19 protein-coding genes are annotated in these 21,974 nt (G+C 71.3%); 9 read left to right on the forward strand and 10 right to left on the reverse strand.

Translation table 11 applies throughout. The annotated features are described in order from the left end of the window. Positions 1 to 15 precede the first annotated feature (15 nt). Positions 16 to 1,146: a non-hydrolyzing UDP-N-acetylglucosamine 2-epimerase gene (wecB, locus tag FAF44_RS13120; RefSeq protein WP_237103387.1), complete on the reverse strand. Its 1,131-nt coding sequence runs from the start codon at positions 1,144 to 1,146 to the stop codon at positions 16 to 18. 188 nt (positions 1,147 to 1,334) lie between these two features. On the opposite strand from wecB, the gene FAF44_RS13125 reads away from it, so the two are divergent. The 6 genes from FAF44_RS13125 (at position 1,335) to FAF44_RS13150 (ending at position 9,881) form a co-directional block, all read left to right on the forward strand. Next, positions 1,335 to 2,885, forward strand: a complete 1,551-nt coding sequence (locus FAF44_RS13125; protein WP_237103404.1) for a glycosyltransferase family 4 protein — start codon at positions 1,335 to 1,337, stop codon at positions 2,883 to 2,885. A 133-nt stretch (positions 2,886 to 3,018) separates the two neighbouring features. After that, entirely contained in the window at positions 3,019 to 4,266 is a 1,248-nt protein-coding gene (locus FAF44_RS13130; RefSeq protein WP_272894442.1) for a nucleotide sugar dehydrogenase, read from the forward strand. 19 nt (positions 4,267 to 4,285) lie between these two features. Next, positions 4,286 to 5,374 (forward strand): glycosyltransferase, encoded by a 1,089-nt coding sequence (locus tag FAF44_RS13135; RefSeq protein ID WP_237103388.1) that lies wholly within the window; start codon positions 4,286 to 4,288, stop codon positions 5,372 to 5,374. A gap of 27 nt (positions 5,375 to 5,401) precedes the next feature. Then, positions 5,402 to 7,189: a DUF4434 domain-containing protein gene (locus FAF44_RS13140; RefSeq protein ID WP_237103389.1), complete on the forward strand. Its 1,788-nt coding sequence runs from the start codon at positions 5,402 to 5,404 to the stop codon at positions 7,187 to 7,189. Between the two features lie 54 nt (positions 7,190 to 7,243). Beyond that, positions 7,244 to 7,909, forward strand: coding sequence for an NUDIX domain-containing protein (locus FAF44_RS13145; protein WP_237103390.1), 666 nt, complete (start codon positions 7,244 to 7,246; stop codon positions 7,907 to 7,909). A gap of 367 nt (positions 7,910 to 8,276) precedes the next feature. Further along, positions 8,277 to 9,881 carry a serine/threonine-protein kinase gene (locus FAF44_RS13150; protein WP_237103391.1) on the forward strand — a complete coding sequence of 535 codons (1,605 nt, stop codon included), beginning with the start codon at positions 8,277 to 8,279 and terminating at the stop codon, positions 9,879 to 9,881. A 38-nt stretch (positions 9,882 to 9,919) separates the two neighbouring features. On the opposite strand, the gene FAF44_RS13155 is transcribed toward FAF44_RS13150, so the two are convergent. Together FAF44_RS13155 and FAF44_RS13160 are read right to left on the reverse strand one after the other, a co-directional pair. Then, positions 9,920 to 11,110, reverse strand: coding sequence for an MFS transporter (locus FAF44_RS13155; protein WP_237103392.1), 1,191 nt, complete (start codon positions 11,108 to 11,110; stop codon positions 9,920 to 9,922). Positions 11,111 to 11,174: 64 nt separating this feature from the next. Further along, positions 11,175 to 12,182: an LLM class oxidoreductase gene (locus tag FAF44_RS13160; RefSeq protein WP_237103393.1), complete on the reverse strand. Its 1,008-nt coding sequence runs from the start codon at positions 12,180 to 12,182 to the stop codon at positions 11,175 to 11,177. Between the two features lie 134 nt (positions 12,183 to 12,316). Between FAF44_RS13160 and FAF44_RS13165 the strand changes: the two genes are divergently transcribed. Continuing rightward, entirely contained in the window at positions 12,317 to 12,802 is a 486-nt protein-coding gene (locus tag FAF44_RS13165; protein ID WP_237103394.1) for a MarR family winged helix-turn-helix transcriptional regulator, read from the forward strand. Here FAF44_RS13165 and FAF44_RS13170 read toward each other — a convergent pair. The 5 genes from FAF44_RS13170 to FAF44_RS13190 all read right to left on the reverse strand — a co-directional run bounded on the left by FAF44_RS13170 (position 12,747) and on the right by FAF44_RS13190 (position 17,913). After that, positions 12,747 to 13,421 carry an HAD-IA family hydrolase gene (locus tag FAF44_RS13170; RefSeq protein WP_237103395.1) on the reverse strand — a complete coding sequence of 225 codons (675 nt, stop codon included), beginning with the start codon at positions 13,419 to 13,421 and terminating at the stop codon, positions 12,747 to 12,749. The two genes, FAF44_RS13165 and FAF44_RS13170, sit on opposite strands and share 56 nt — an antisense overlap. Before the next feature lie 66 nt (positions 13,422 to 13,487). Then, positions 13,488 to 14,738 (reverse strand): hypothetical protein, encoded by a 1,251-nt coding sequence (locus FAF44_RS13175; RefSeq protein WP_237103396.1) that lies wholly within the window; start codon positions 14,736 to 14,738, stop codon positions 13,488 to 13,490. Between the two features lie 37 nt (positions 14,739 to 14,775). Then, positions 14,776 to 15,951 carry a class II D-tagatose-bisphosphate aldolase, non-catalytic subunit gene (locus FAF44_RS13180; RefSeq protein WP_237103397.1) on the reverse strand — a complete coding sequence of 392 codons (1,176 nt, stop codon included), beginning with the start codon at positions 15,949 to 15,951 and terminating at the stop codon, positions 14,776 to 14,778. A 94-nt stretch (positions 15,952 to 16,045) separates the two neighbouring features. After that, positions 16,046 to 16,708 carry a ThuA domain-containing protein gene (locus FAF44_RS13185; protein WP_237103398.1) on the reverse strand — a complete coding sequence of 221 codons (663 nt, stop codon included), beginning with the start codon at positions 16,706 to 16,708 and terminating at the stop codon, positions 16,046 to 16,048. A gap of 14 nt (positions 16,709 to 16,722) precedes the next feature. Then, positions 16,723 to 17,913, reverse strand: a complete 1,191-nt coding sequence (locus tag FAF44_RS13190; RefSeq protein WP_237103399.1) for a VCBS repeat-containing protein — start codon at positions 17,911 to 17,913, stop codon at positions 16,723 to 16,725. A gap of 285 nt (positions 17,914 to 18,198) precedes the next feature. Here FAF44_RS13190 and hisC point away from each other — a divergent pair, with 285 nt between their 5' ends. After that, positions 18,199 to 19,257: a histidinol-phosphate transaminase gene (gene hisC, locus FAF44_RS13195; protein WP_237103400.1), complete on the forward strand. Its 1,059-nt coding sequence runs from the start codon at positions 18,199 to 18,201 to the stop codon at positions 19,255 to 19,257. Between the two features lie 30 nt (positions 19,258 to 19,287). On the opposite strand, the gene FAF44_RS13200 is transcribed toward hisC, so the two are convergent. Beyond that, a complete protein-coding gene (locus FAF44_RS13200) occupies positions 19,288 to 20,208 on the reverse strand; it encodes an SDR family oxidoreductase (RefSeq protein ID WP_237103401.1) in 921 nt (306 codons plus the stop codon). 90 nt (positions 20,209 to 20,298) lie between these two features. Between FAF44_RS13200 and FAF44_RS13205 the strand changes: the two genes are divergently transcribed. Next, positions 20,299 to 20,877 (forward strand): TetR/AcrR family transcriptional regulator, encoded by a 579-nt coding sequence (locus FAF44_RS13205; protein ID WP_237103402.1) that lies wholly within the window; start codon positions 20,299 to 20,301, stop codon positions 20,875 to 20,877. Positions 20,878 to 20,914: 37 nt separating this feature from the next. On the opposite strand, the gene FAF44_RS13210 is transcribed toward FAF44_RS13205, so the two are convergent. Beyond that, positions 20,915 to 21,859 (reverse strand): EamA family transporter, encoded by a 945-nt coding sequence (locus tag FAF44_RS13210; RefSeq protein WP_237103403.1) that lies wholly within the window; start codon positions 21,857 to 21,859, stop codon positions 20,915 to 20,917. Positions 21,860 to 21,974 lie beyond the last annotated feature (115 nt).

Genomic DNA, 21,974 nt, shown 5'->3' on the forward strand with positions numbered 1-21,974 from the left:
CGGCGGCTGTGGCGGTTATTCGGGGCGTTTGCTCTGAGACGCCGGCGCGAGGTTGTCCCCCTTGAGCCAGGAGGCGATCACCGTCGCGATGCGCGGCCCGGCCTTGCCGTCCCAGAGCACGGGCAGCTCACCGGCCGGGGTGGCCGCCCCGTCGGCCAGCGCCTTCTCCGCGGCGGCCGGCAGCAGCGCGGGCGTGACCAGGCGGTTCGTGCCGTGGGTGATCGTGATCGGCCGCTCGGTGTTGGGCCGGACGGTCAGGCACGGGACGCCCAGCATCGTCGTCTCCTCCTGGACGCCGCCGGAGTCCGTGACGACCAGCGCGGCCCCGCGCACGAGTGAGAGGAAGTCCACATAACCCAGCGGGTCGATCACGCGGATCGTGCCGTCGTCCACGAGACCGGCCTCGGCCAGCCGCGCCTTGCCGCGCGGGTGGATCGGCACCACGACCGGCACCTGCCGCGAGACCTCCAGCACCGCGTCCACCAGCTCCCGCGCGGCCTCGGGGGTGTCCACGTTCGCGGGACGGTGCAGGGTGGCGACCGCGTAGCGCTCGGGCAGGCCGAGCCGGGCCACGACCGGGGCCGGGTCGAGCGACGGCAGCGCGGAGAACAGGCTGTCGATCATGGGGTTGCCCACCAGGTGCACCTTGGACGCGGGCACGCCCTCGTTCGCCAGGAACGCCAGCGCCTCCGGCGAGGTGGCGAAGAGCAGGTCGGCCAGCGCGTCGGTGACGACCCGGTTGACCTCCTCGGGCATGCCCCGGTCGAACGAGCGCAGCCCCGCCTCCACGTGCGCGGTCGGCACGCCGAGCTTGGCGCAGACCAGGATCGCCGCCAGCGTCGAGTTGACGTCGCCGTACACCACGACCAGGTCGGGAGCCTGCTCCTCGACGACCTCCTCCAGGCCGACGAGCAGGGCGGCGGTCTGCTTGGCGTGGCTGCCGGAGCCGACGCCCAGATTCGCCACCGGCTCGGGCAGTCCGAGATCGGCGAAGAACACGTCGGACATCAGCGCGTCATAGTGCTGACCGGTGTGGATGATGCCCTGCCGCACGCCGAGTTCGCCGAGTGCCCGCACCACCGGGGCCGCTTTCACGAAGTTGGGACGAGCGCCCAAAACGTGCAGGACCAGGGGGTTCTCCCTCATTGACCTCGCCTTTCATAGCGTAAGGGAAAAAACGTTGCCTATGGTACGGTCCCTGCGTGGCATCCGACGCCAGTCGTCAAGACTCCTCCCGTACAAGTGCCGGGGTTTCCGCGAAGTCCGCCCGTGCCGGCGTCGGTGGACTTCTCAAGGGCTTCGTCCAGCACCCGATCATCGTCTCCCGCGTGGTGATGACGAAGGTCAGATCCGACCCCGTCCGCGTGGCCCAGGCCGCCGCCGACACGTTGCCGCCCAAGCTGCGCCCGATCGTCGGCAGCGTGGCCTGGCCGGCCGCCCGCAGGGCCCGGCGCATGGTGCGCAAGTTCGGCATGCGCGTGGTCAAGGGCCCCTGGAACGAGGCCAAGGAGCACTGGGACGCCGGCCGGGTCGCCGAGGCCGCCGCCGTGCTCGAGGCCCACACCAAGTATCCGTTCGTCAAGCGCAGGGCCGCCTACTACCGGGGTGAGCTGGCCGCGATCAGCCCCGACCCGATCCCGCCGGGCACCAAGGTGGCCATCCTGGAGCGGGTCCAGAACCGCGTCCTGCACCTGGTCACCAACGCCCTGCCGTACACGCAGGCCGGCTACACCGTCCGCACCCACCGCATCGTCAGCTCCCAGAAGGCCGCCGGGATCGACCCGCACGTGGTCACGAGCTGGGGCTGGCCGATGTTGCAGGGGCACGCGGACGCCGCGCCGTACGACGAGATCGACGGCATTCCCTACCACCGGCTGCTGCCCGAGCCGCACGGCGAGATGCCGTTCGAGACCCAGGGGCGCATCATCAGGGCCGCCGACCGGGTCACCAAGCTGGTGGCCGAGCTGCGCCCGCAGGTCCTGCACGCCGCCACCGACCACCGCAACGGCTCCATCGCGCACGCCGTCCGCGACCGCACGGGCACCCCGTTCGTGTACGAGGTGCGCGGCTTCCTGGAGGAGACCTGGGCCTCCCGCGACCCGATCCGCGTCGGCAGCGAGCGGCACGTGCTCCAGCGCGAGCGCGAGGCGTTCCTGATGCGCGAGGCCGACGCCGTCGTCACGCTGGCCGAGACCATGGCCGCCGAGATCGTCGAGCGTGGCGTGCCCAGGGAGAAGATCCGCCTGGCGCCCAACGCGGTGGACGACACCCTGCTGACGGCCCAGTACGACGGAGCCTCGTTCCGGCGCGAGTACGGCATCGCCGACGACGAGATCGTGGTCGGCTCGGTGTCCAGCATCGTGGCCTACGAGGGCTTCGCCACCCTGCTGCGCGCCGCCGCGCTGCTGCGTGACGAGCGCACCCCCGTACGCGTGCTCATCGTGGGCGACGGCACCGAGCGTCCGAACCTCCTGGAACTGGTGGAGGAGCTCGGGCTGGGCGACGCGATCCTGCCCGGACGGGTCGGCCCCGACGAGGCGCTGCAGGCCCAGGACGCCATCGACATCTTCGCCTGCCCGCGCGAGGATCTGCGGGTCTGCCGGCTCGTCACGCCGCTGAAACCGGTCGAGGCGATGGCGCTCGGCAAGCCCGTCGTGCTCAGCGACCTGCCCGCGCTGTCCGAGCTGGTCGGCTCCGACGGGGCCGGGATGCTGGTGCCCGCGGGTGATCCGGCCGAGCTGGCCAGGGCGATCGCGGGGCTCAGGGAGGATCCCGCCAAGCGCGCCGAGATGGGCGAGGCGGGCCGGGCGGAAGTGGCGGCGAAGCGGACCTGGAGCCGCGTGGCCGAGACTTATCAAGCTCTATACCGGTCGCTTGCCGAATGATGACCATGAATCTTGATGTCACTTACGATGGGTTCGGTCGCATTAGGCGTGAGCTAGGTGGACTTGAGATAGCCTTTGCCACCATGAAGTGTTGTTTCCGGCTCCCAAAGGCACCGCTGTGACAGAAATCGACTTGACTGTCATCGGCCTGGGCTACGTCGGCATGCCTCTCGCCAAGGAGGCTGTGGGCGCTGGCCTGCGGGTCGTCGGCCTTGACGTGGATCCTGCCAAGGTTGCCGCGCTCAACGCCGGACAGTCCTACATCGATGACCTGACCGACGCCGACCTCGAGCACATGCTGGCCAACGGGTTCAGCGCCACGCTCGACGAGGCCGTGCTGGCCAAGAGCAACACGATCGTCATCTGCGTCCCCACCCCGCTCGACGAGGACCACCGGCCGGACCTGTCCGCCGTGGAAGGGGCCACCAAGGCTGTCGCGCGCAACCTGAGCAAGGGCACGCTCGTCGTGCTGGAGTCCACCACGTGGCCCGGCACCACCGACGAGGTGGCCAGGCCCCTGCTGGAAGCCTCCGGGCTGACCGCGGGCGAGGACTTCCACCTGGCCTTCTCGCCGGAGCGGATCGACCCGGGCAACCCCAAGTTCGGCCTGCGCAACACTCCCAAAGTCGTCGGCGGCTACACGCTGACCTGCCGCGATCGCGCGACGACGTTCTACGGGCGCTTCATCGAGCAGGTGGTGCCGGTCAGCGGCACCCGCGAGGCCGAGATGGCCAAGCTGCTGGAGAACACCTACCGCCACGTCAACATCGCCCTCGTCAACGAGATGGCGATCTTCTGCGACGAGCTCGGCGTGGACCTGTGGGAGGCCATCGACGCGGCGGCCACCAAGCCGTTCGGCTTCCACAAGTTCCTGCCCGGTCCCGGCGTCGGCGGGCACTGCATTCCGGTCGACCCGTCGTACCTGTCGTACACGGTGCGCAAGCTCGGTTACCCGTTCCGGTTCGTCGAGCTGGCGCAGGAGATCAACGAGCGCATGCCGTCCTACGTGGTGGCCCGCGTTCAGCGTCTGCTCAATCGCCATAAGATGGCGGTAAATGGCGCGAAAGTGGTTATGCTCGGCGTCACCTACAAACCGGATATCGCCGACGAGCGTGAGACACCGGCCCTTCCCGTGGCGCGCGCGCTGCTGGAGCTGGGCGCGGAACTCTCCTTCGCGGACCCGTACGTCAAGGAGTGGGCGGTGGACGGCACCCCGGTGCCGCGTGAGGAAGATCTGGCCGAGGCCGTGATCAACGCGGACGTGACGCTGCTGCTTCAGCAGCACGCCGCGTTCGACCTCGACATGGTCGAGGCGAAGGCCACGCTCGTGCTGGACACCCGCGGCGTCCTCGCCGAGGGTGAACGCGTCGAGCGGCTGTAGCGACGGAGGGCTGCGCGCAGTGCACGTGCTCGTCATGACGGTGGTGCATAACCCCGAGGACGCGAGAATTCTGCATCGGCAGATTCGTGCCCTTGTGGATGCCGGTCATGAGGTCACGTACGCCGCGTCGTTCAGCGCGCACGGCGTCGTCCCCAGACCGTGGGTCAACGGAGTGGACCTGCCCCGGGCCGCCCAGCGCAAGCGGATGTCCGCGGTGTGGGCCGCGCGGCGGCTGTTCAAGCGCATGCGCCACAAGGTCGACCTCGTCCTCATCCACGACCCCGAGCTGTTGTTCGCGGTGTGGGGCGTCCGCAACCGGCCGCCCGTGGTGTGGGACGTCCACGAGGACACCCCGGCCACGCTCTCGCTCAAGCCGTGGCTGCCGTCGCCGCTGCGCCCGCCGGTGCGCTTCCTCGCCCGCGTGCTCGAAGGCACCGCCGAGCGGCACCTGCACCTGCTGCTGGCCGAGACGGCGTACGCGGGCCGGTTCAAGGACGCCCACCTGATCGTGCCGAACGAGACCTGGGTGCCCGACTCCGTCAGCCCGCCAGGGGACGACCGGATCGTCTATCTCGGGTGGCTGTCCAGGGCCCGCGGCGTGTTCGAGGCGGTCGAGGTGGCCAAGCTGCTGCAGCCGTACCGGGTCGCCGTGGAGCTGATCGGGTACGCCGACCCGCAGAGCCGGCCCATGCTCAACCAGGCCGTCACCGACGGGCTGCTGGAGTGGCGCGACTTCATGCCCAACGACGAGGCGCTCAAGCGGCTCGACGGCGCGCTGGCCGGCCTGTCACTGCTGCACGACGAGCCGAACTACCGGCACTCCATGCCCACCAAGATCGTCGAGTACATGGCGCACGGCATCCCCGTCATCACGACGCCCTCGCCGCGCGCGGTCGAGCTGGTCGAGCGGTATGACAGCGGCGTCGTGGTGCCGTGGGAGGATCCCAAGGCGGTCGCGCAGGCCGTGCTGACCCTGCGCGACGACGTACGGGAGCGGCGGGCGCAGGGCGCGCGGGGTTACGCGGCGGCCCGTGCGAACCACCACTGGCCCAACTCCGCCAAGCGGTTCGTCACGCAGTTGGAGTCCTGGGCCGGGGTCAAGCCGTAATCACCGAGGCGGAGTAGGTTCCTGAACGTGCGCTGGCTCTTCCTGGTCGTGGGCGTTGCCATCGTCGCCGTGGTCGCGGCCGTGGTCATCGTCCTGCCGTCCGGCGATCCCGATCCCGTGGCCTCCAAGTCGGCCGCGCCCAAGCCGTCGCGCACCGACCCGACGCCGATGGTGAGCGAGTTCACCGACCCGTGTGGAACGTTCGACACGGACGAGAAGGCCCCGTACGCGGTCACCGGCTACTGGATCACCCCCAAGACGAACCCCTGCACCTGGCGCAAGCAGCTCCAGGAGATCCACCGCGTCGGCGGCGACACGATCATCAGGATCGGCTACGGCCTGCAGTTCCGCACCGTCTCCGGCTCCGGCGAGGTGCTCAAGGACGGCGAGCCCGACCCGCTCTACGAGCCGTGCGAGGAAGACGGCCTGACCTGCTACGACGCCGCCCTCCGCGACCTGCGGGAGGCCAACCCGGGCAACCGCGTCGGCCGCGTGTACGCCTACCGCACCGACGAGTCGTTCGGCCCGGACCTGTTCCGCTGCCCGCAGATGGAGCACCCCATCGAGGTCGGCAAGCGCACCTACTACCGGCTCATCACCCAGCCCGACGGCTCCGACGACGCCACCTGCGACTTCAGCAGCAAGGCGAGGTCGTACGACCTGATCCTCGTGGCCGGCTCGCCGCAGGACAGCCTCAAGAAGCTGCTGGACCTGGGCGACCAGTTCGGCATGCGGGTCTTCCCCGCGCTGCCGCTCGCCCCGCGCGACTCGAAGGTGAAGATCCGGGCCGAGAAGCGGCACCTCGGCACGCTCACCACGCTGACGCGGCGCATCCTCCAGGACTACGGCGTGCGCTTCGCCGGCCGCGACTCGCTGGGTGGCGTCTACCAGCCGTTCGAGGTGCAGATGTCGCACACGCTGGCTGGCAACCCGACGCTGGAGGTGTACGCCGACCAGCACACGATCGTCGAGCAGGAACTCGGCAAGCCCATCCTCATCAGCCCCTACCTCGACGCGCGCAAGCGGGTCGCGTTCGGGCAGACGCCCAAGCAGGTGGCCGAGGGCTTCAAGGCCCTGGTGAAGACCGGGGTCGGGATCATCGCCCCGCAGGACAGCCGGGGGACGGGCAAGGTCGGGCTGTTCTGGCCGGACGAGCGCAGGAGCGAGGTGGACGAGCGGCTGCGCTCCGCCGTGGGGGAGGCGTCGTACGACACGGCGTACCACGGGTCCACCCGCGACTACTACCGGGAGATGGCGACGGCCCGCGAGGAGCTGATCGACCAGGGCTTCCACGTGGAGCTGTGGGCGAACGTGGAGGCTTTCGAGCCGTCCGGCGACCAGCCCTGCGCCCCGTCGGGCACGCGCGGCAAGACCGACAAGAAGCGCCTGGACCAGGCGGTCACGATGGCCGGGCGGTACGTGCAGAAGATCGTCTCCTACATGTGGAGCGATTTCATGACCTGCGGGGAGCCGTCGCTGGAGAAGGAGATCCTGCGCGACTGGAAGCGCCCGATCGCCGTGGACGCCATCCGCCGCGCCCGCGACATCCAGGACGGCCTGGAGCTGCGCGGCTACCACCTCAAGGACGGCACCGTCACCGTCACCTGGTCGGGAGGGAGCACGGAGATGGTGGTGTCGGCCGTGGGCTGGCTCGACGAGGACCCGATCGACGAGGAGCTGCCCGAGGGCATGGTGACCGCCTGGGTGCCGTTCGACTGGGCGCAGGTGCCGCCGGGGGAGTGGGTGCGGATCGGCGTCAAGACGCCGGCGGGGCAGTCGGCCACGACGCCGCTGCACGTGCGCGTCGTCACCTGACGGGCACGGCGCGTGGTTCGCTGGCCGCCCCCTCCTGCGTGTAACGTGCCCCCCATGGTTCCGAGCGTCCCGGTCAGTGTCGACCTGGTCGTGCTCACCGTACGCAACCAGACGTTGTGCGCCCTCGTGTGGCGCCGCGACAACCCGCCGTTCCTGCGCCGCTGGTCGCTGTCCGGCGGTTTCATCCAGCTCGACGAGGACCTCCCCGCCGCCGCCCACCGCATCCTGTCCGAACGGGCCGGTCTCCCGGGCGCGCCGGTGCACCTGGAGCAGCTCCAGACGTACGGCTACCCCGACCGCGACCCCCGCCAGCGTGTCCTCAGCGTCGCCTACCTGGGCCTGGCCCCCGACCTGCCCGCCTCGGAGCAGGCCCACATGAGCTGGCAGCCGATCGACTCCCTGGCCGTCATGGCCTTCGACCACCGGCGCATCATGCTCGACGGCATCGAGCGGGCCAGGGCCAAGCTGGAGTACACGCCGCTGGGCGCGGCGTTCTGCGCGCCGGAGTTCACGGTGGCCGACCTGCGCCGGGTGTACGAGATCGTGTGGGGCAGGCAGCTCGACCCGCGCAACTTCCACCGCAAGGTCACCAAGGCGGAGGGCTTCCTGGTGGAGACGGGCGGCACGACGACCCGCGACGGGGGGCGTCCCGCCAAGCTCTACCGCCGGGGCCCCGTCGAGCTGCTCCATCCCCCCATGCTCCGCAGCCTCAAGGAGTGACCCCGGCTCGGCCGCACCGCGAGCGCCTTCTTCCTGAGCACTCGCGCGGACCTGCAAATACGTGCGCTACCCAGAGCGCATGACCTGGTGACTCCCGGCCGGCCGCGAGCTTACTCTTCGCTCATGAGCCAACACGAAAAGTACGGATGGAGCAGGGTCGCCGCCGCGCGGCCCGGATCCACCCCGTAAGCCCCCTCCACCCCCTCCCGCTCAGGTCCCGCGCCCGCCAGGGCGCGGGACCTCGGCGCGTTTTGGGGGTGACCTTTGGTGATGAATCGGTGACGCTGTTGTCTCTTGCGGCTTAGTATCTGATTTGCCCGTACGCACCGGCGACAAGGAGACGACGGTTGATCGGGGAGTCGACGCGGTGACGTTGCTCGCGGGGCGCTACCGCCTGCTGTCGGAGCTGGGCAAGGGCGGGATGGGCACGGTCTGGCGGGCCGCCGACGAGCTGCTCCGCCAGGAGGTCGCGATCAAGGAGGTCCGCTTCCCGCCGGGGCTCGACGAGGCGGAGCGGACGGAGATGGCCGACCGTACGCTGCGCGAGGCGCGGGCCGCGGCGGCGCTGCGCGACCACCCGTCCATCGTGACCGTCCACGACGTGGTGCTCGACGAGGGCCGCCCCTGGATCGTCATGGAGCTCGTACGGGGCCGCTCCCTCGACCGGGTCGTCCGCGACGACGGCCCGCTGCCCCCCGGCCGGGTCGCCGAGATCGGCCTGCGGATGATCGCGGCGCTGTCGGCCGCGCACGCGTCGGGCATCCTGCACCGCGACGTCAAACCCGCCAACGTCATGCTCACCGACGACGGCCGGGTGCTGCTGACCGACTTCGGCATCGCGACCATCGCCGGTGACGTCGCGCTCACCCAGACCGGGCTGCTGAGCGGCTCGCCCGGCTACATCGCCCCCGAGCGGCTGCGCGGCGAGAACGACGGCCCGTCCGCCGACCTGTGGTCGCTCGGCGCGACGCTCTACACGGCGGTCGAGGGCGCGCCGCCGTTCTCCCGCCACAACGAGGCCGCCGTGCTGGCGGCGGTGCTGATGCAGGAACCGGCCCCGTTCCGGCTGGCGGGGCCGCTCGCGCCGGTGCTGGCCGCGATCCTGGACAAGGATCCGGGACGCCGGTGCCCGCCGGACCAGGCGAGCGGCCTGCTGGCGGCCATCGCCCAGGGCGAGCACCGGACCGGTGCCCAGGGAGGCGGCCCGGCGACGGCCGCCGAGGGCGGCGTCCAGGTCGTCAACACCGGATGGGCGGCGCCGGGCCGCCGGCCGGAGCCGACCACCCGCAACAGCCGGCCGCGCCGCCGCCGCTCCAAGATCATCTTGGCCGCCGGTCTGGCGGTGGTGCTGGTCGTGACCGCGGGCGTCGTGGTGGTGCCGTTGCTCTTCCCGAACGTCACCCGGCTGCTCGGCTACGCGCTGACGCCCCGCAGCACCTTCACCCCGTCCGTGCCGGTCGGCACGCCCAGCGGCAGTCCGAGCGGCAGTCCGAGCGCGGTGCCGCTCGTCGGCGAGTTCGAGGCGTGCGACCTGCTGACCGCCGCGCAGGCCCGCTCGCTGGTCGGTCAGTCGGCCAAGCGCCACTGGCTGGTGGAGTCGAGCTGCTCCTGGCGCGGCGACGACTTCGCGGTGCTGACCATCATGGCGTATCGGGCGCCGAGCGCGTCCACCGCCGCGATGATGCACGAGCAGGCCGTGAAGTTCATGCGCGACGAGCCCAAACGCACCCCCGGCACCAAGCTCCGCGAGGGCCCGGACATCGGCGACGGCGCCTACAGCCAGACCGGCCGGACGGGCATCGTCTGGCGCGGCACCCCGGTCTACAGCACCAAGGTCGTCTTCACCCTGGCGAACGTCTCGGTGTCGATCACCTCGCAGGGCCGCGACCGGGGGTACGCCACCGCCGACAAGGTCGCCAAGCTGGTCGCGGCGGCGCTCGACCGGTGCAGGCGGCCCGCCACGACCGACTGACGCTCAGCCGGGACCGCCCCGTGAGGCGGCCCCGGGGTTCACGGCGCCGGTACGGCCGGGGCGAGGGCCGCCCCCTGGCGGCGGCGGTCGCGCGACTCCAGCGCGCCCGACGCGGCCGTGATGACCAGGGCCAGGGCGGCCATGCCGGCGCCGACCCAGACGGGCGAGGTGTAGCCGAGACCCGCGTCGATGGTGAGCCCGCCGAGGTAGGCCCCGATGGAGATGCCGAGGTTCGCGCCCGAGGCGGCGGCGGCCGAGGCCAGGGTGGGCGCCCCGTCCGCCTTGTCGATCGCCCGGGTCATGAACCCGGGAACGGTGGCGAACCCGGCTCCGCCGAGCAGCATCAGCGTGATCGCGGCGGGGAACCGGGCGTGTGCGGTCATCGTGAAGGCGACCAGGACGACCGTCAGCAGGCCGATGGAGACGTACAGGGTGGGCAACTGGGCGCGGTCGGCGTACCGGCCGCCGAGCAGGTTGCCGATGACCAGCCCGACGCCGAACAGCACCAGCAGCAGGGTGAGCGAGCCGGGCGAGAAGCCGGCCACCTCGGTCATCAGCGGGGCGACGTAGCTGTAGGCGGCGAACAGCGCGCCGATGCTCATCGCCGCGGTGCCGAAGGCGAGCCACACCTGCAACCGGCCGAACACCGCCAGCTCGCGCCGGAGACTGGCGCCTTCGGCCTGGGGCTGCCTGGGCACCAGGAAGGCGACGCCGGCCAGGCTGACCAGGCCGATGGCAGTGATCATGACGAACGTGGCGCGCCAGCCGTAGCCCTGGCCGACCCAGGTGCCCAGCGGCGAGCCGACCACGTTGGCGACGGTCAGGCCGGTGAAGACCATGGAGATGGCCCGCGAGCGCTTGGCGCTCCCCACCAGGTCCGCCGCCACGACCGAGGCGATGCCGAAGAACGCGCCGTGACAGACCGCGGACAGGATGCGGCCCGCCATGAGCATCCCGTAGCCGGGGGCGACGGCGGCGAGCAGGTTGCCCGCGATGAACAGCAGCATGAGGATCAGCAGCATGGCCTTGCGCGGCAGCTTCGTGCCGGCCGCGGTGGCGATCGGGCCGCCGACCACGACGCCGAGCGCGTACCCGGAGATCAGCAGGCCGGCCGTGGAGAGGCTGACGGACATGTCGCGGCCGATCTCCGGCAGCAGGCCGGAGACGACGAACTCGGTGGTGCCGATACCGAACGCGCTGATCATCAGCGCGAACAGAGCCAATGGCATCTCGGATGCTCCTTCGTGAACGTTTCGCGGGGTGCGGCGGAGGCCGCCGGAGAGCACGACGGGCTCAGACGGCCGCCACCGGGCTCGGTGAGGGGAAGCGCGGCAGCACGTGGCCGGCGATCTCGAGGAGCACGTCCTGGACGGGCCGGGAGCTGGGGCGGAAGTTGAGCGCGACGTGCGCCACGTGGGCGGCGCGCAGCTCCTCCAGGTAGTCGATCAACGCCTGCCTGCCGAGCCGCGCGCCGAACCGCATCGGTTCGGCGGGGGCGTCGGGGTCGTCGAGGAGGTCGACCAGCATGGTGGTCAGCAGCGGCCGGTACGCCCCGCCGCAGGCTCGCAGCCACTGCTCGGCCACCGGGCGCATGGCGTGACCGGGGCGGTGGTAGGTGAAGTGGCCGTCGAGGCAGGCCGCCAGCCAGTCGAGCGTCTGCTGCCCCTTGCCTGCCATGACCAGCGGGATCGTGCCGTTCGCGGGCGCGGGCAGCACCTGGATGTCGGCGCCGCCGGTCCCGGCCTCGGCCCAGGCCCGGCGCATGATCTGGACGCCGTCGCGGACGGCCTGCGCGCGGCGCTCGTGGTCCACGCCGAAGACGGGGTACTCGATCGGCCGGTCGCCGGAGGCGATGCCGAGGATCAGCCGGCCCTGGCTGAGCCGGTCGATGGTGGCGGCCATCTTCGCCACGTGCAGGGGGTGGCGCAGCGGCAGAGCGACGGCCGCGGTCCCGAGCTGGATGCGCCGGGTGACCGCCGCCAGGTACCCGAGGTACGGGAAGGGGTCGAAGACCTGCCCGGCGTCGCCGAAGGACGGGTCCCACAGGGGCACGTCGCGCAGCCACAGCGCGGCGAAGCCGAGCCCGTCGGCGAGCTGGGCGAGCTGGTGGTGCCGGGTGAGGTCCGGTACGCCGGGAGCCCGGCCGGCGACGGCGGCGGCCCGCCGCCCGCCGGATGACCAGTCGTTGTCCAGGGGGAGCTCGACCCCGAGGGTGAGCTCTCCGGGGCCGGCGGCGATGCGGCGCAGCGCGGTGGGGCCGGGTGCGGGGGTGTCCATGGCGGGCCTCAGCGGTCGGATCACGAAGCGTGATGGGCTGGAAACTCGAATCTATGTATAAGCATAAGAACGCCATGCATGTTTTGCAACTGCAAGGAATGTATACGCATGATAAAGTGGCCGCCTAGCTGTAACGGTGCGGAAACAAGGAGACGGCCGTGCCACTGATCACCGCGCCGAGTCCGCATATCGAGCTCCCGACGCCCCTGGAGCAGCACTGGCAGGCGCAGCGCATCCTCCAGGCCCGCGCCGACGACGCCGTCGGCCGCGCCCTGCAGGCCAAGCACGGCCTGTCGCTGTCGGAGTACAACGCGCTGGCGGCGCTGGCCTACTCCGACGACGGAGGCCACCTGCGCCAGCAGTTCCTGGCCGACGCGATCCCGCTCAACCAGAGCTCCGTCAGCCGCCTGGTGCTCCGGCTGGAGAAACTGGGGCTGACGGAGCGCTACGTGTGCCCCAACGACCGGCGCGGCGTCTACACGCAGATCACCGACGCCGGCCGGGAGGCGGTCGAGACCGCGCGGGCCACCTACGTGCAGGTGCTCAGAGAGATCCTCGAAGAGGCGGTGCGCGACGACGTGCCGCCGGTCACGCGCTCTCTTCGACAAGCGGTCCAGGAGCAGCCGAGCCCACCAGGCCGATGAGGTCGGCCGGGCCGGCGATCAGCAGGTCCACCAGCCCGGCGGCCGAGCCCAGCCCGCTACCGGCCACGCCCGCCACGGGCGCGCCGGCCGCCAGCGCCGCCCGTACGCCGACCTCGGCGTCCTCCACCACCAGGCAGTGCCGCGGTTCGACGCCGAGCCTGAGCGCGGCCTGGCGATAACCCTCCGGGTCCGGCTTGCCGTGCCGGACGTCGTCGGCAGTCACCAGCACCGCCGGGATGCGCAGCCCCGTCACGCGCAACCGCGCCGTCGCGGTCGCGCGGCTGCCGGAGGTGACGATCGCCCACGGCAGCCCGAGCTGCTCGGTGAGCTGCACCGCGCCGGGGCAGGCTCGGATGCCGTCCTCGTCGGCGGCCTGGATCCGCTCCAGCTCGGCTCCCTCGGCCGCCGCGTCCAGCCACGGGGCGAGCAGCCGTACGGTCTCGCTCGCCCGGCGGCCGGGCAGCAGCGGCTCGACCGTCTCCCAGGCCAGGCCGTGGCGCGCGGCCCAGGCCCGCCACACCCGGTCGATGACGGCCGAGGAGTCCACGAGGACACCATCGAGGTCGAACAGCACCGCCCGCGCGCCTGTCACCGCGTCGGCCAGACGGTCCTCACTCATGTCGGCTCCCTTCGTCGTTTCGGTCTGGGGGGTGGGCCGTGGCCGCGCTGCCACGGCCCACCGGCGTCACGTCAGGTGGGCCAGGGCGGCGTCATGGTCGACGCGCCCGTCACGCTGGAGCCGGGCCACCGCGTCCTCCAGGAACAGCACGCCGTACAGGTAGTGGCCGGTGGCCAGCTCGATCGGGCTGAGCTGGAAACTGTCGTTCTCGTTGGTGCGTTTCTTGATGTCGGAGAGCCGGCACGCCGCCTCCGCCAGCAGGTGGAAGGCATGGCCGAGCAGGTAGCGGCTCTCCCAGCCCGGGTCCTGCCCGGTCAGCTCGTCGAAGCCGGGCAGGCTGCGCAGCAGGGGCAACAGGCCGTGGGCGGCGGTGACGTAGTTCGGATAGTTCCCGCCGCGGATCCCGACCGTCCACTCGCCGCCGGGGACGGAGCCGAGCGCGAACCCCTTGCGCAGGCCCGCGTCCCAGACCGAGAAGCTGAAAAGGATCTTCGACAGGTCGTACGCGGTGTCCCAGGGGTCCAGCGTCCCCCGCGGGTCGATGATGCGGTAACCGCCGTCGCCGCCGGCCAGACGGGCTTCGTCCGTCACGAGGATGTTGCGGGTGTTGAGGTCCCCGTGGACGGGATAGTGCAGGTGCACGGGGTCGATGCCGGCCGTCAGGGAGGGGTCGGCCACGATGGTCTCGGCCAGGCGCAGCGGGTTGCGGCAGGGCACGCCGTTGACGACGATCCGCTCGGCGTCCGTCAGCTCCGCCGGCAGGTACTCGCGCAGCAGCCGGAACCGGCGGATCAGCCGGTCGGCGTGCACCTCGGCGATGTTGCCCGGCGGCGCGGGCACGCGCTCGCTCAGGTAGCCGCGCCCGACGAGGTCGAGCAGGATGGTCCGCACCTGCGGGACGTACCTGTGCCGCGGGTCCTCGTCCTCGCGCAGCGGCTGGGCGATGTCGTGGTTGGGATAGAACGGCATGGTGTAGGCCGCCCAGTTGTCGCCGTAGAACTCGTGGGACAACTCGGTGTAGACGTCGCCCAGGACGGCCCGCTCCCTGCGCACCTTCTCGATCTGGCGGATCTTGACATGGAAGGAGCCGAGGTCGTGGCCGTCCACGGCTCCGGGGTGGTCCACCAGGAGCTTGATGACGTGGGCGCCGCCGGGCAGCTCGACGCGCTGCAGCCGGGCCGGGGAGCCGCCTTCGGTCAGCTCCTCGACGAGCGAGCCGTCCAGGCGGGCGGTCAGGTCGGCGAGGATCCGGTCCTCCACCTCGCCTACACCGTCATAGCCGATCGGAAGTGGAGGAATTTCTTGCTGGGTGCTCACCTGCGGAAATCCTTTCGACGGGGTGTGCGGGCCGGCGTCAGGCCGGGGTGGCCAGGCCGATGGTCTGGCCGGGGCGCAGGTCGGGCATCGCCACGACGTAGTGCTCGATCGCCGCCGCCACCGCTTCGCGCAGGCGGCCGTCGAGGTCGATGCCGAGCCTGCTCGCCCGGTCCCGGGCGGCCTCCTTGAGGTCGCGGAAGGTGTCGGTGGCGAAGACGTAGTGCCCGGCGATGAGTGCCCGGTCGGCGTCGCCGGCGTCGGTGCCCGGACGCATCCACTTCTCCCAGGACCGGCTCTCGTACGCGAGGGCGAGGAAACGTTCGAGCTGGACGTTCAGCGACAACTCGCGCAGGAGCGCGGCGAACGCGCGGCTCTCGGCGACGCCGAACTCGGGCGCCACGTTGAGCGCGTCCACGCCGGCGCGCGTCAGGTGGGCGAGTTCGGTCCGCGACAGGTAGTCGCAGTTGTGTGCCTTGAGCGCGATGCCGTGCTCGTGCGTGATCGACGCCAGCTCCCGCACCGCCGACGAGACGGCGAACGGCGCGAGGGTCAGCGCCCCGACGTTGACCGTCTCCAGCACCTTCGTCGCGGTCTGCGCCACGATGAAGGTCGGCTCGGGCAGCCCCACGATCCGGAGCCGTTCGAGCGCGGTGCCCACCTGCTTGTCGTACTCGGCGGGGTCGTTGGTGTCGCGCCCCTGGTCCTCGAAGCCGATCTCGAACGCCACGTCCGCGCCCAGCGACCGGGCCACCTCGACCGCCTGCGCGTACAGCTCGACCGCGCGGTCGATGGCCGCGTCCATCGGGGCCGGGCCTTCGAGGTCGGCCGAGGTGTCGATGTGCAGCAGGTCGAAGCCCTGCCGGATGTCCTCGGCGTAGGACTGCGCGGCCGAGCGCATCGCGTCGCTGAGGCTGAAGCGCTGCTGCCGCTCCCGGGGATGCTGGTACGGGCCCCCGTGGTCGCGGCAGAGCAGCAGGAGCCGTTCCGGGTCCCGGCTGCGGACGTAGGCGGCGAAGGTCTCGGTGTTCCAGCCCTCGACGTACCCGCCGCCCTGGGTCTGGGCCTCCACCTGGCGGCGGCTCGGGATGAGCATGATCGGCTGCCGGTGGCGGTAGGCGACCTCGATCGCCGCGTCCACCGCGTTCCTGGACATCGGCCCCACCCCCAGCCGGGAGGGGACGCGGATACTGCCGACCTTTCTCGAATTTCGCATGAGGCTGTCCTTCGTGAGTGCAGCACGTAACGCTTCCCGGTCATTTGTGCCGGGAAGGTCTTGCGGTATTCGCGGGAAGAGAGAGCCGGAGAACTCAGCTCTCGCGGCAGGCCCAGCTCAGGCCCTGGCGCAGCAGCCGGGTGGCCTGCGGTGACTGCAGGTCTTTCGGATAATGGCCGACCGAGCAGTAGAACACCCGGCCCGCGCCCCAGGTGCGCACGTAGGCGACGGGCATCCGCTGACCCTCGATCCACGGCAGGTGCTCGCCGCTGAAAACCGTCTCGGCCAGCACGTGGTTGGCCGGGTCGAGGTGCATGTAGTACTGCTCGGAGGCGACGTGGAAGGACCCGACGCCGGCGGTGACCGGGTGGGCGGTGTCGGTGATCGTCACCTCGTAGGGCACCTCGACGCCCTCGCCGCCCGGGTGGGACACGCACGATCCGCCCACCAGGTGGTTGTAGCGCAGGCTGGCGCGGAACGAGGCGGCCATGCCGTGCCACCCGGCCACGCCGGTGCCCTGCCGTACGGCCTCCAGCAGGCTGTCCTCCTGGCGGGTGGTCAGGTTCTCGGTGGTGTGCGCCTGGGTCCAGCCGATCACGATCAGGTCGTACGCCGTGAGGTCCGCCTCCAGCCGGTACGGGTCGTTGACGGCGTCGACCTTCATCCCCAGGTCGTCCATGTGGTGGGTCGCCCAGTCGGCGACCTCGTAGGGGCGGTGTCCCGGCCAGCCTCCGTACAGGAACAGAACGCGCGGCACCGTGCCTCCTCCGATCAGCCCCGGTTCCGGTGGACCACGACGACGGGATCGTCGGCGAGGAAGTAGCCGGGGGTGTAGTAGCCGATGGTGGCGAAGCCGAGCCGCCCGTCGCCGCCGAAGTCGGCGACGGCGATGCGGGCCGCGGAGTCCTCCGACACCCGTTCGCGTGTCCACAGGCCCTCGGCCGCGTCGACCGCTTTGTAATAGAAGACGCCCTGCCACGGCATCGGGCCGCGCAGGGCGACGAGGAATTCGTCCTCGCCGTCGCCGTCGAAGTCCGCGGCGACCACGTGGTGCCCGGGGCCCTCGCCGGCCTCGTTCGGATCGCCGAACACGTCGAGGACGGCACGGCGCCACAGGCCCGCGCCGCCGTGGTCGGTGTACACGCTCACGGTGTTGCCGTGGAAGGGCTCCAGGGTCGCCGCGTAGCGGGTGCCGTCGTTCAACGTGCCGAGGGCGACGCTGCTGCTGCCCGCGAAGCCGGTCGCCGGACGCTGGGCGTGCTCGCCCGCCCCGATGCGGCGGGTGCGCCACTCGTGCCGGCCGGCGTCCCAGCCGTACTCCGAGAGCCCTTCGCGGCTGGCCACGACCAGGCGTTCCGTGCCCGTCGGATCGGCTCCGAGCGGGGTGTAGTCGTGCAGGACCGTGAAGGAGCCGGCGTCGACGGCCGCGACGTCCCACCCGCCGGCGGCGAGCACGTCGTCCGGGACGTCGAAGACCGTCACTCGGGCCGGCTGGTCCAGCCCTTCGCGACCGCCGGCGTCCCCGACGACGGGCAGCGCGAGCAGTTGTGGCCGGTCAGCGGTGAAGCGTCCCACCCGCAGCCGGTGGGCGGAGACCAGGGTGCCGATCCGGCGGCTCTCCCAGGGCCGGTCGAGCCGGCCGCCGGGGTTGCGCAGCCAGGAGATCGTGCCGTCGTCGGGTTTGTGGGCGTACATGCTCTCGCCGTAGTCGTGGCACACGACCAGGTCGAGCCGCCCGTCACCGGTGAGATCGGCGGCGTCGAACGCGACGGGCTGGCGCAGCCGGGTGATGACGTGCTCCTGCCAGCCGGGGTTGGCGTACCAGCGCACGACCCCCTCGGCCAGTCCTGAGGTCAGGAGTCCCGGACGCCCGGAGCCGTCGAGATCGACGGCCTGGATCCAGTAGCCGTCGGTGAGGCCGTCCGCGACCACTTCGCGGTCGAAGGTGGGGACCCTTACCATTTTCCTCCTTAATTATATGCATGTACCTAATATGCTCACACATAAGATGTTTGCGGAGGAAATGGGTGGCTGCAAGTCCTCATGGAGTGTGACTTGGGTCATATTGGCGACGACCTGGCGGGCTTATCGCCACCTTTCACGTGCGAGATCCCATTCGGTAACCGGAAAGAAACGTGCTCCTTCCGAATGGCCGGTCTTCCGCTCCGGCTATTCGGCGCCCGTCGGACGGCCCACGCCCGGAGGGGGGTGCTGCTTCCACCACGCCCGGACTCTTAAGGTGATGACATGCCTCGTTTCCGCCAGATCCTGGACACCATGGCCGCCTACAAGCCGGGCAAGGCGGTCGTCGCCCCCGACGGGCGTTCGTACAAGCTGTCGTCCAACGAATCCCCCTACGACCCGCTGCCCTCCGTGGTCGAGGCCATCGCCGAAGGGGCACGGCAGATCCACCGCTACCCCGACGCCGGCTCGGTCAAGCTCACCGAGGCCATCGCGGAGCGCTTCGGCGTGCCCGCCGGGCACATCGCGCTCGGCGCCGGGTCGGTGACCGTCGCGCAGCAGCTCTTCGAGACGATCGGCGACCCCGGGGCCGAAGTGGTGTACGCGTGGCGGTCGTTCGAGGCGTACCCGCTGCTCGCCGACCTGGCCGGGGTGACGTCCGTCCAGGTGCCGCTGGCGGGCGAGGACCACGACCTGGACGCCATGGCCGAGGCGATCAACGACCGGACCCGCATGGTGTTCGTGTGCAACCCGAACAACCCCACCGGCACCGCCATCCGCCGCGCCGAGCTGGAGACGTTCCTCGACCGGGTGCCCGACGACGTGCTGGTGGTGCTCGACGAGGCATACCGCGAGTACGTGCGCGACGAGGACGTCCCCGACGGCCTCACCCTCTACCGCGACCGGCCGAACGTCGCCGTCCTGCGCACGTTCTCCAAGGCGTACGGGCTGGCGGGCCTGCGCGTCGGCTACGTGATCGCGGCCGAGCCGGTGGCCACGGCCGTGCGCAAGACGACCGTCCCGTTCGCCGTCAACCACCTCGCCCAGGTCGCCGCCATCGCCTCGCTGGAGGCCCAGGACGAACTGCTGGAGCGGGTCGAGCACGTGGTCAAGGAGCGCACGCGCGTCCGCGAGGCGCTCATCTCCCAGGGCTGGACGGTGCCGCCCACCGAGGCGAACTTCGTCTGGCTCCGCCTCGGCGAGCGCACCCCCGCCTTCGCCGCCGCCTGCGCGGTGGAGGGTGTGGCGGTGCGGCCGTTCGGCGTCGAGGGCGTGCGCGTGACGATCGGCTCACCCGAGGACAACGACGCCTTCCTGGCCGCGGCGCAGGCGTTCCGCGACTAGCGGCGGCCTCGTCCGGCGTGCTGGGAGTGGCTACGCGCCGGCGGTGAAGTAGTGGCCCAGGTCGAGGTCGGCGAGCAGGCCGGGGTGCTCCGGCCGCCAGCCCAGGAGTTCCCGGGTGCGCGTGCTGGAGGCCGGGTTGTCGAGCGTGACCACGCCCGCCAGGAAACCGAAGTGGGCCTGCGCCCGGTCGGCCGGGATCTCGGCGGCGGGGACGCCCAGCCGCCGGCCGATGGCCTCGGCGATCAGCCGGAACGGCACCCCTTCGTCGGCCACGGCGTGCAGCCGCGACCCGGCGGGGGCCTGCTCCAGGGCGAGGCGGTAGAGGCGGGCGGCGTCCAGGGTGTGCACGGCGGGCCAGCGGTTGGCGCCGTCGCCGAGACGGCCGGACACGCCCGCGGCCCGCGCCGTGGCGACGAGCGCCGGGACGAAGCCGTGTCGGTCCAGCTCGCTGTGCACCGTCGGGGGGAGCCGGACGACCGAGGACCTGACGCCGCGCCCGGCGAGGCCGGCGGCCAGGTTCTCGGCCTCGACCCTCGCCTGCAACCCGGGGCCGGGCGGAATGACGTCGTCCTCGGTGCCCACGCGTCCCGGTACGAGCGCGGACGTGCCCGTGCCCGAGGTGCCGACGAAGGGCTTGCCGGTGCCGGCCAGCGCCTCGGCGAACGTGCGCAGCGCCGCCAGGTCGGCCGCGATGGCGGCGGCGTAGTCGCCGGCGTACATGGCGTCGTGCTTGAACGCGAGGTGGATGACCCCGTCGGCGGCGGAGGCGGCTTCGCGCAGGCCGTCGAGATCGTCGAGATCGCCCAGCCTGACCTGCGCGCCGAGCGCTTTCAGCACGGTGGCCGACGCTTCGGAACGTGCCAGGCCGACGACCTCGTGGCCGGCGGAGAGAAGCTCGGGGACGACGGCCGAGCCGAGGTGGCCGCTCGCTCCTGTGACGAGAACACGCATGGCAGAGCCCTCCTGGCTCACAGTGATAGGACTTGGTCTCATCAAGGTAGCACGCGATGGGACCAAGTCTCATCACGTAGAATTCCGTGCATGGGTCGATGGCAGCCGAACGCGCGCGAGCGCCTGGAACACGCGGCGCTGGAGCTGTTCGTGGAGCGCGGCTACGAGAGCACCACGGCGGCGGAGATCGCCGAGCGGGCCGGGCTGGCGAAGAGCACGTTCTTCCGGCACTTCACCGACAAGCGTGAGGTGCTGTTCGGCGGCCAGGACGCGCTCAACGGCCTGTTCGCCGACGCCATCGCGGGCGCCCCCGCCGGGGCGACGCCGGTCGAGGCGCTCGGCGCCGCGCTGGCGGCCATGGCGGAGATCTTCGTCGCCGAACGGCACGCCTGGGCCCATCGGCGTCAGGCCGTCGTCATGGGCAACAGCGACCTGCGCGAACGCGAGTTGCTCAAGCTGGCCGCGCTCACCGAGGCCATGGCCGACGCGCTGCGGCGGCGCGGCGTGCCCGACCCGGCCGCGAGCCTCGCCGCCGAACTCGGCTGCCTCGCCTTCCGCAACGCCTACACGCGCTGGGCCGACCCGGCCAACGACCGGCACTTCGCCGACGTCGCGCGCCAGGAACTCGACGACCTGATGGCCGCGACCGCGACCCTCACCGGCCGCTGACGAACACGACGGCTCCGCTCACCCCGACCGGGCCGGATCAGTGTGCGACGCCGGTCTCTTCCACGACGGGTGACATCGACTTCGACCGCCGTTCGATGGAGACCACCAGGGCCACGCCGATGAGGATCACCACGCCGCCGAGCACGATCTGCGTGGTCACGTGCTCGTCCAGCACCAGCACGCCCAGCAGGACGGCGACCACCGGGTTGACGTACGCGTACGTCGAGACGAGCGAGATGGGCGCGTTGCCGAGCAGCCACGTGTAGGCGGTGAACCCGACCAGCGAGCCCACCAGCACCAGGTAGGCCAGCGCCGCCCACGACCGTCCCGACACGGCCGCGACGTCGAGCCGTTCCCCGGTCACCAGCCCGGCCACCGCCAGCCCGAGACCGCCGGCGAGCATCTCGACGGCGCTGGCCGTCCACACGTTGGCCGGCATCGGGACGCGCGCCGACAGGAACGAGCCGATCGACCAGGACAGCGAGCCCAGCAGGATCACCACGATGCCGGTCGTGCCCGCCTGTTCGCCGCCGCCGTTCAGCGACAGGGCCGCCACGCCCACGAACCCGACCAGCACGCCGGCCAGGGTCAGCACCGCGGGCCGGTCCCTGGCCACGACCCTGAGCAGCACCAGCCAGAGGGGCACCGCGGCCACGAGCAGCGCGGCCAGGCCGCTGGAGATGTGCTGCTCGGCCACGGCGACCATGCCGTTCCCGCCGGTGAGCAGCAGCAGCCCGACCAGTGCCGCGCCGCCGAACTGCCGCAGCGACATCCTGAACGGCGCCAGCCTCTTGGTGGCCAGCAGGAAGCCGACGAGCAGCAGGGCGGATGTCACGAAGCGCATCGCGCCGTGGAGCATCGGCGGCATGGTCTCGATGGCGATCATGATGCCGAGGTAGGTCGAGCCCCACACCACGTAGACGATCGCCAGCGCGCCCCAGACCATCAGCGCACGGCGACTGTCAGTAGCGTTTGCAGGCATGGCTCATGAACTTACCGCTTGAGCCGGACAAAGACCCGCGAGTATCAGACTTCGGACACTGTCGTCATAGAAGCGGCATACGACCCCACCGCGCGACCCCCACCACCCCGACAAC

The organism is Nonomuraea sp. MG754425 (assembly GCF_021699195.1).
Taxonomy (GTDB): Bacteria; Actinomycetota; Actinomycetes; order Streptosporangiales; family Streptosporangiaceae; genus Nonomuraea.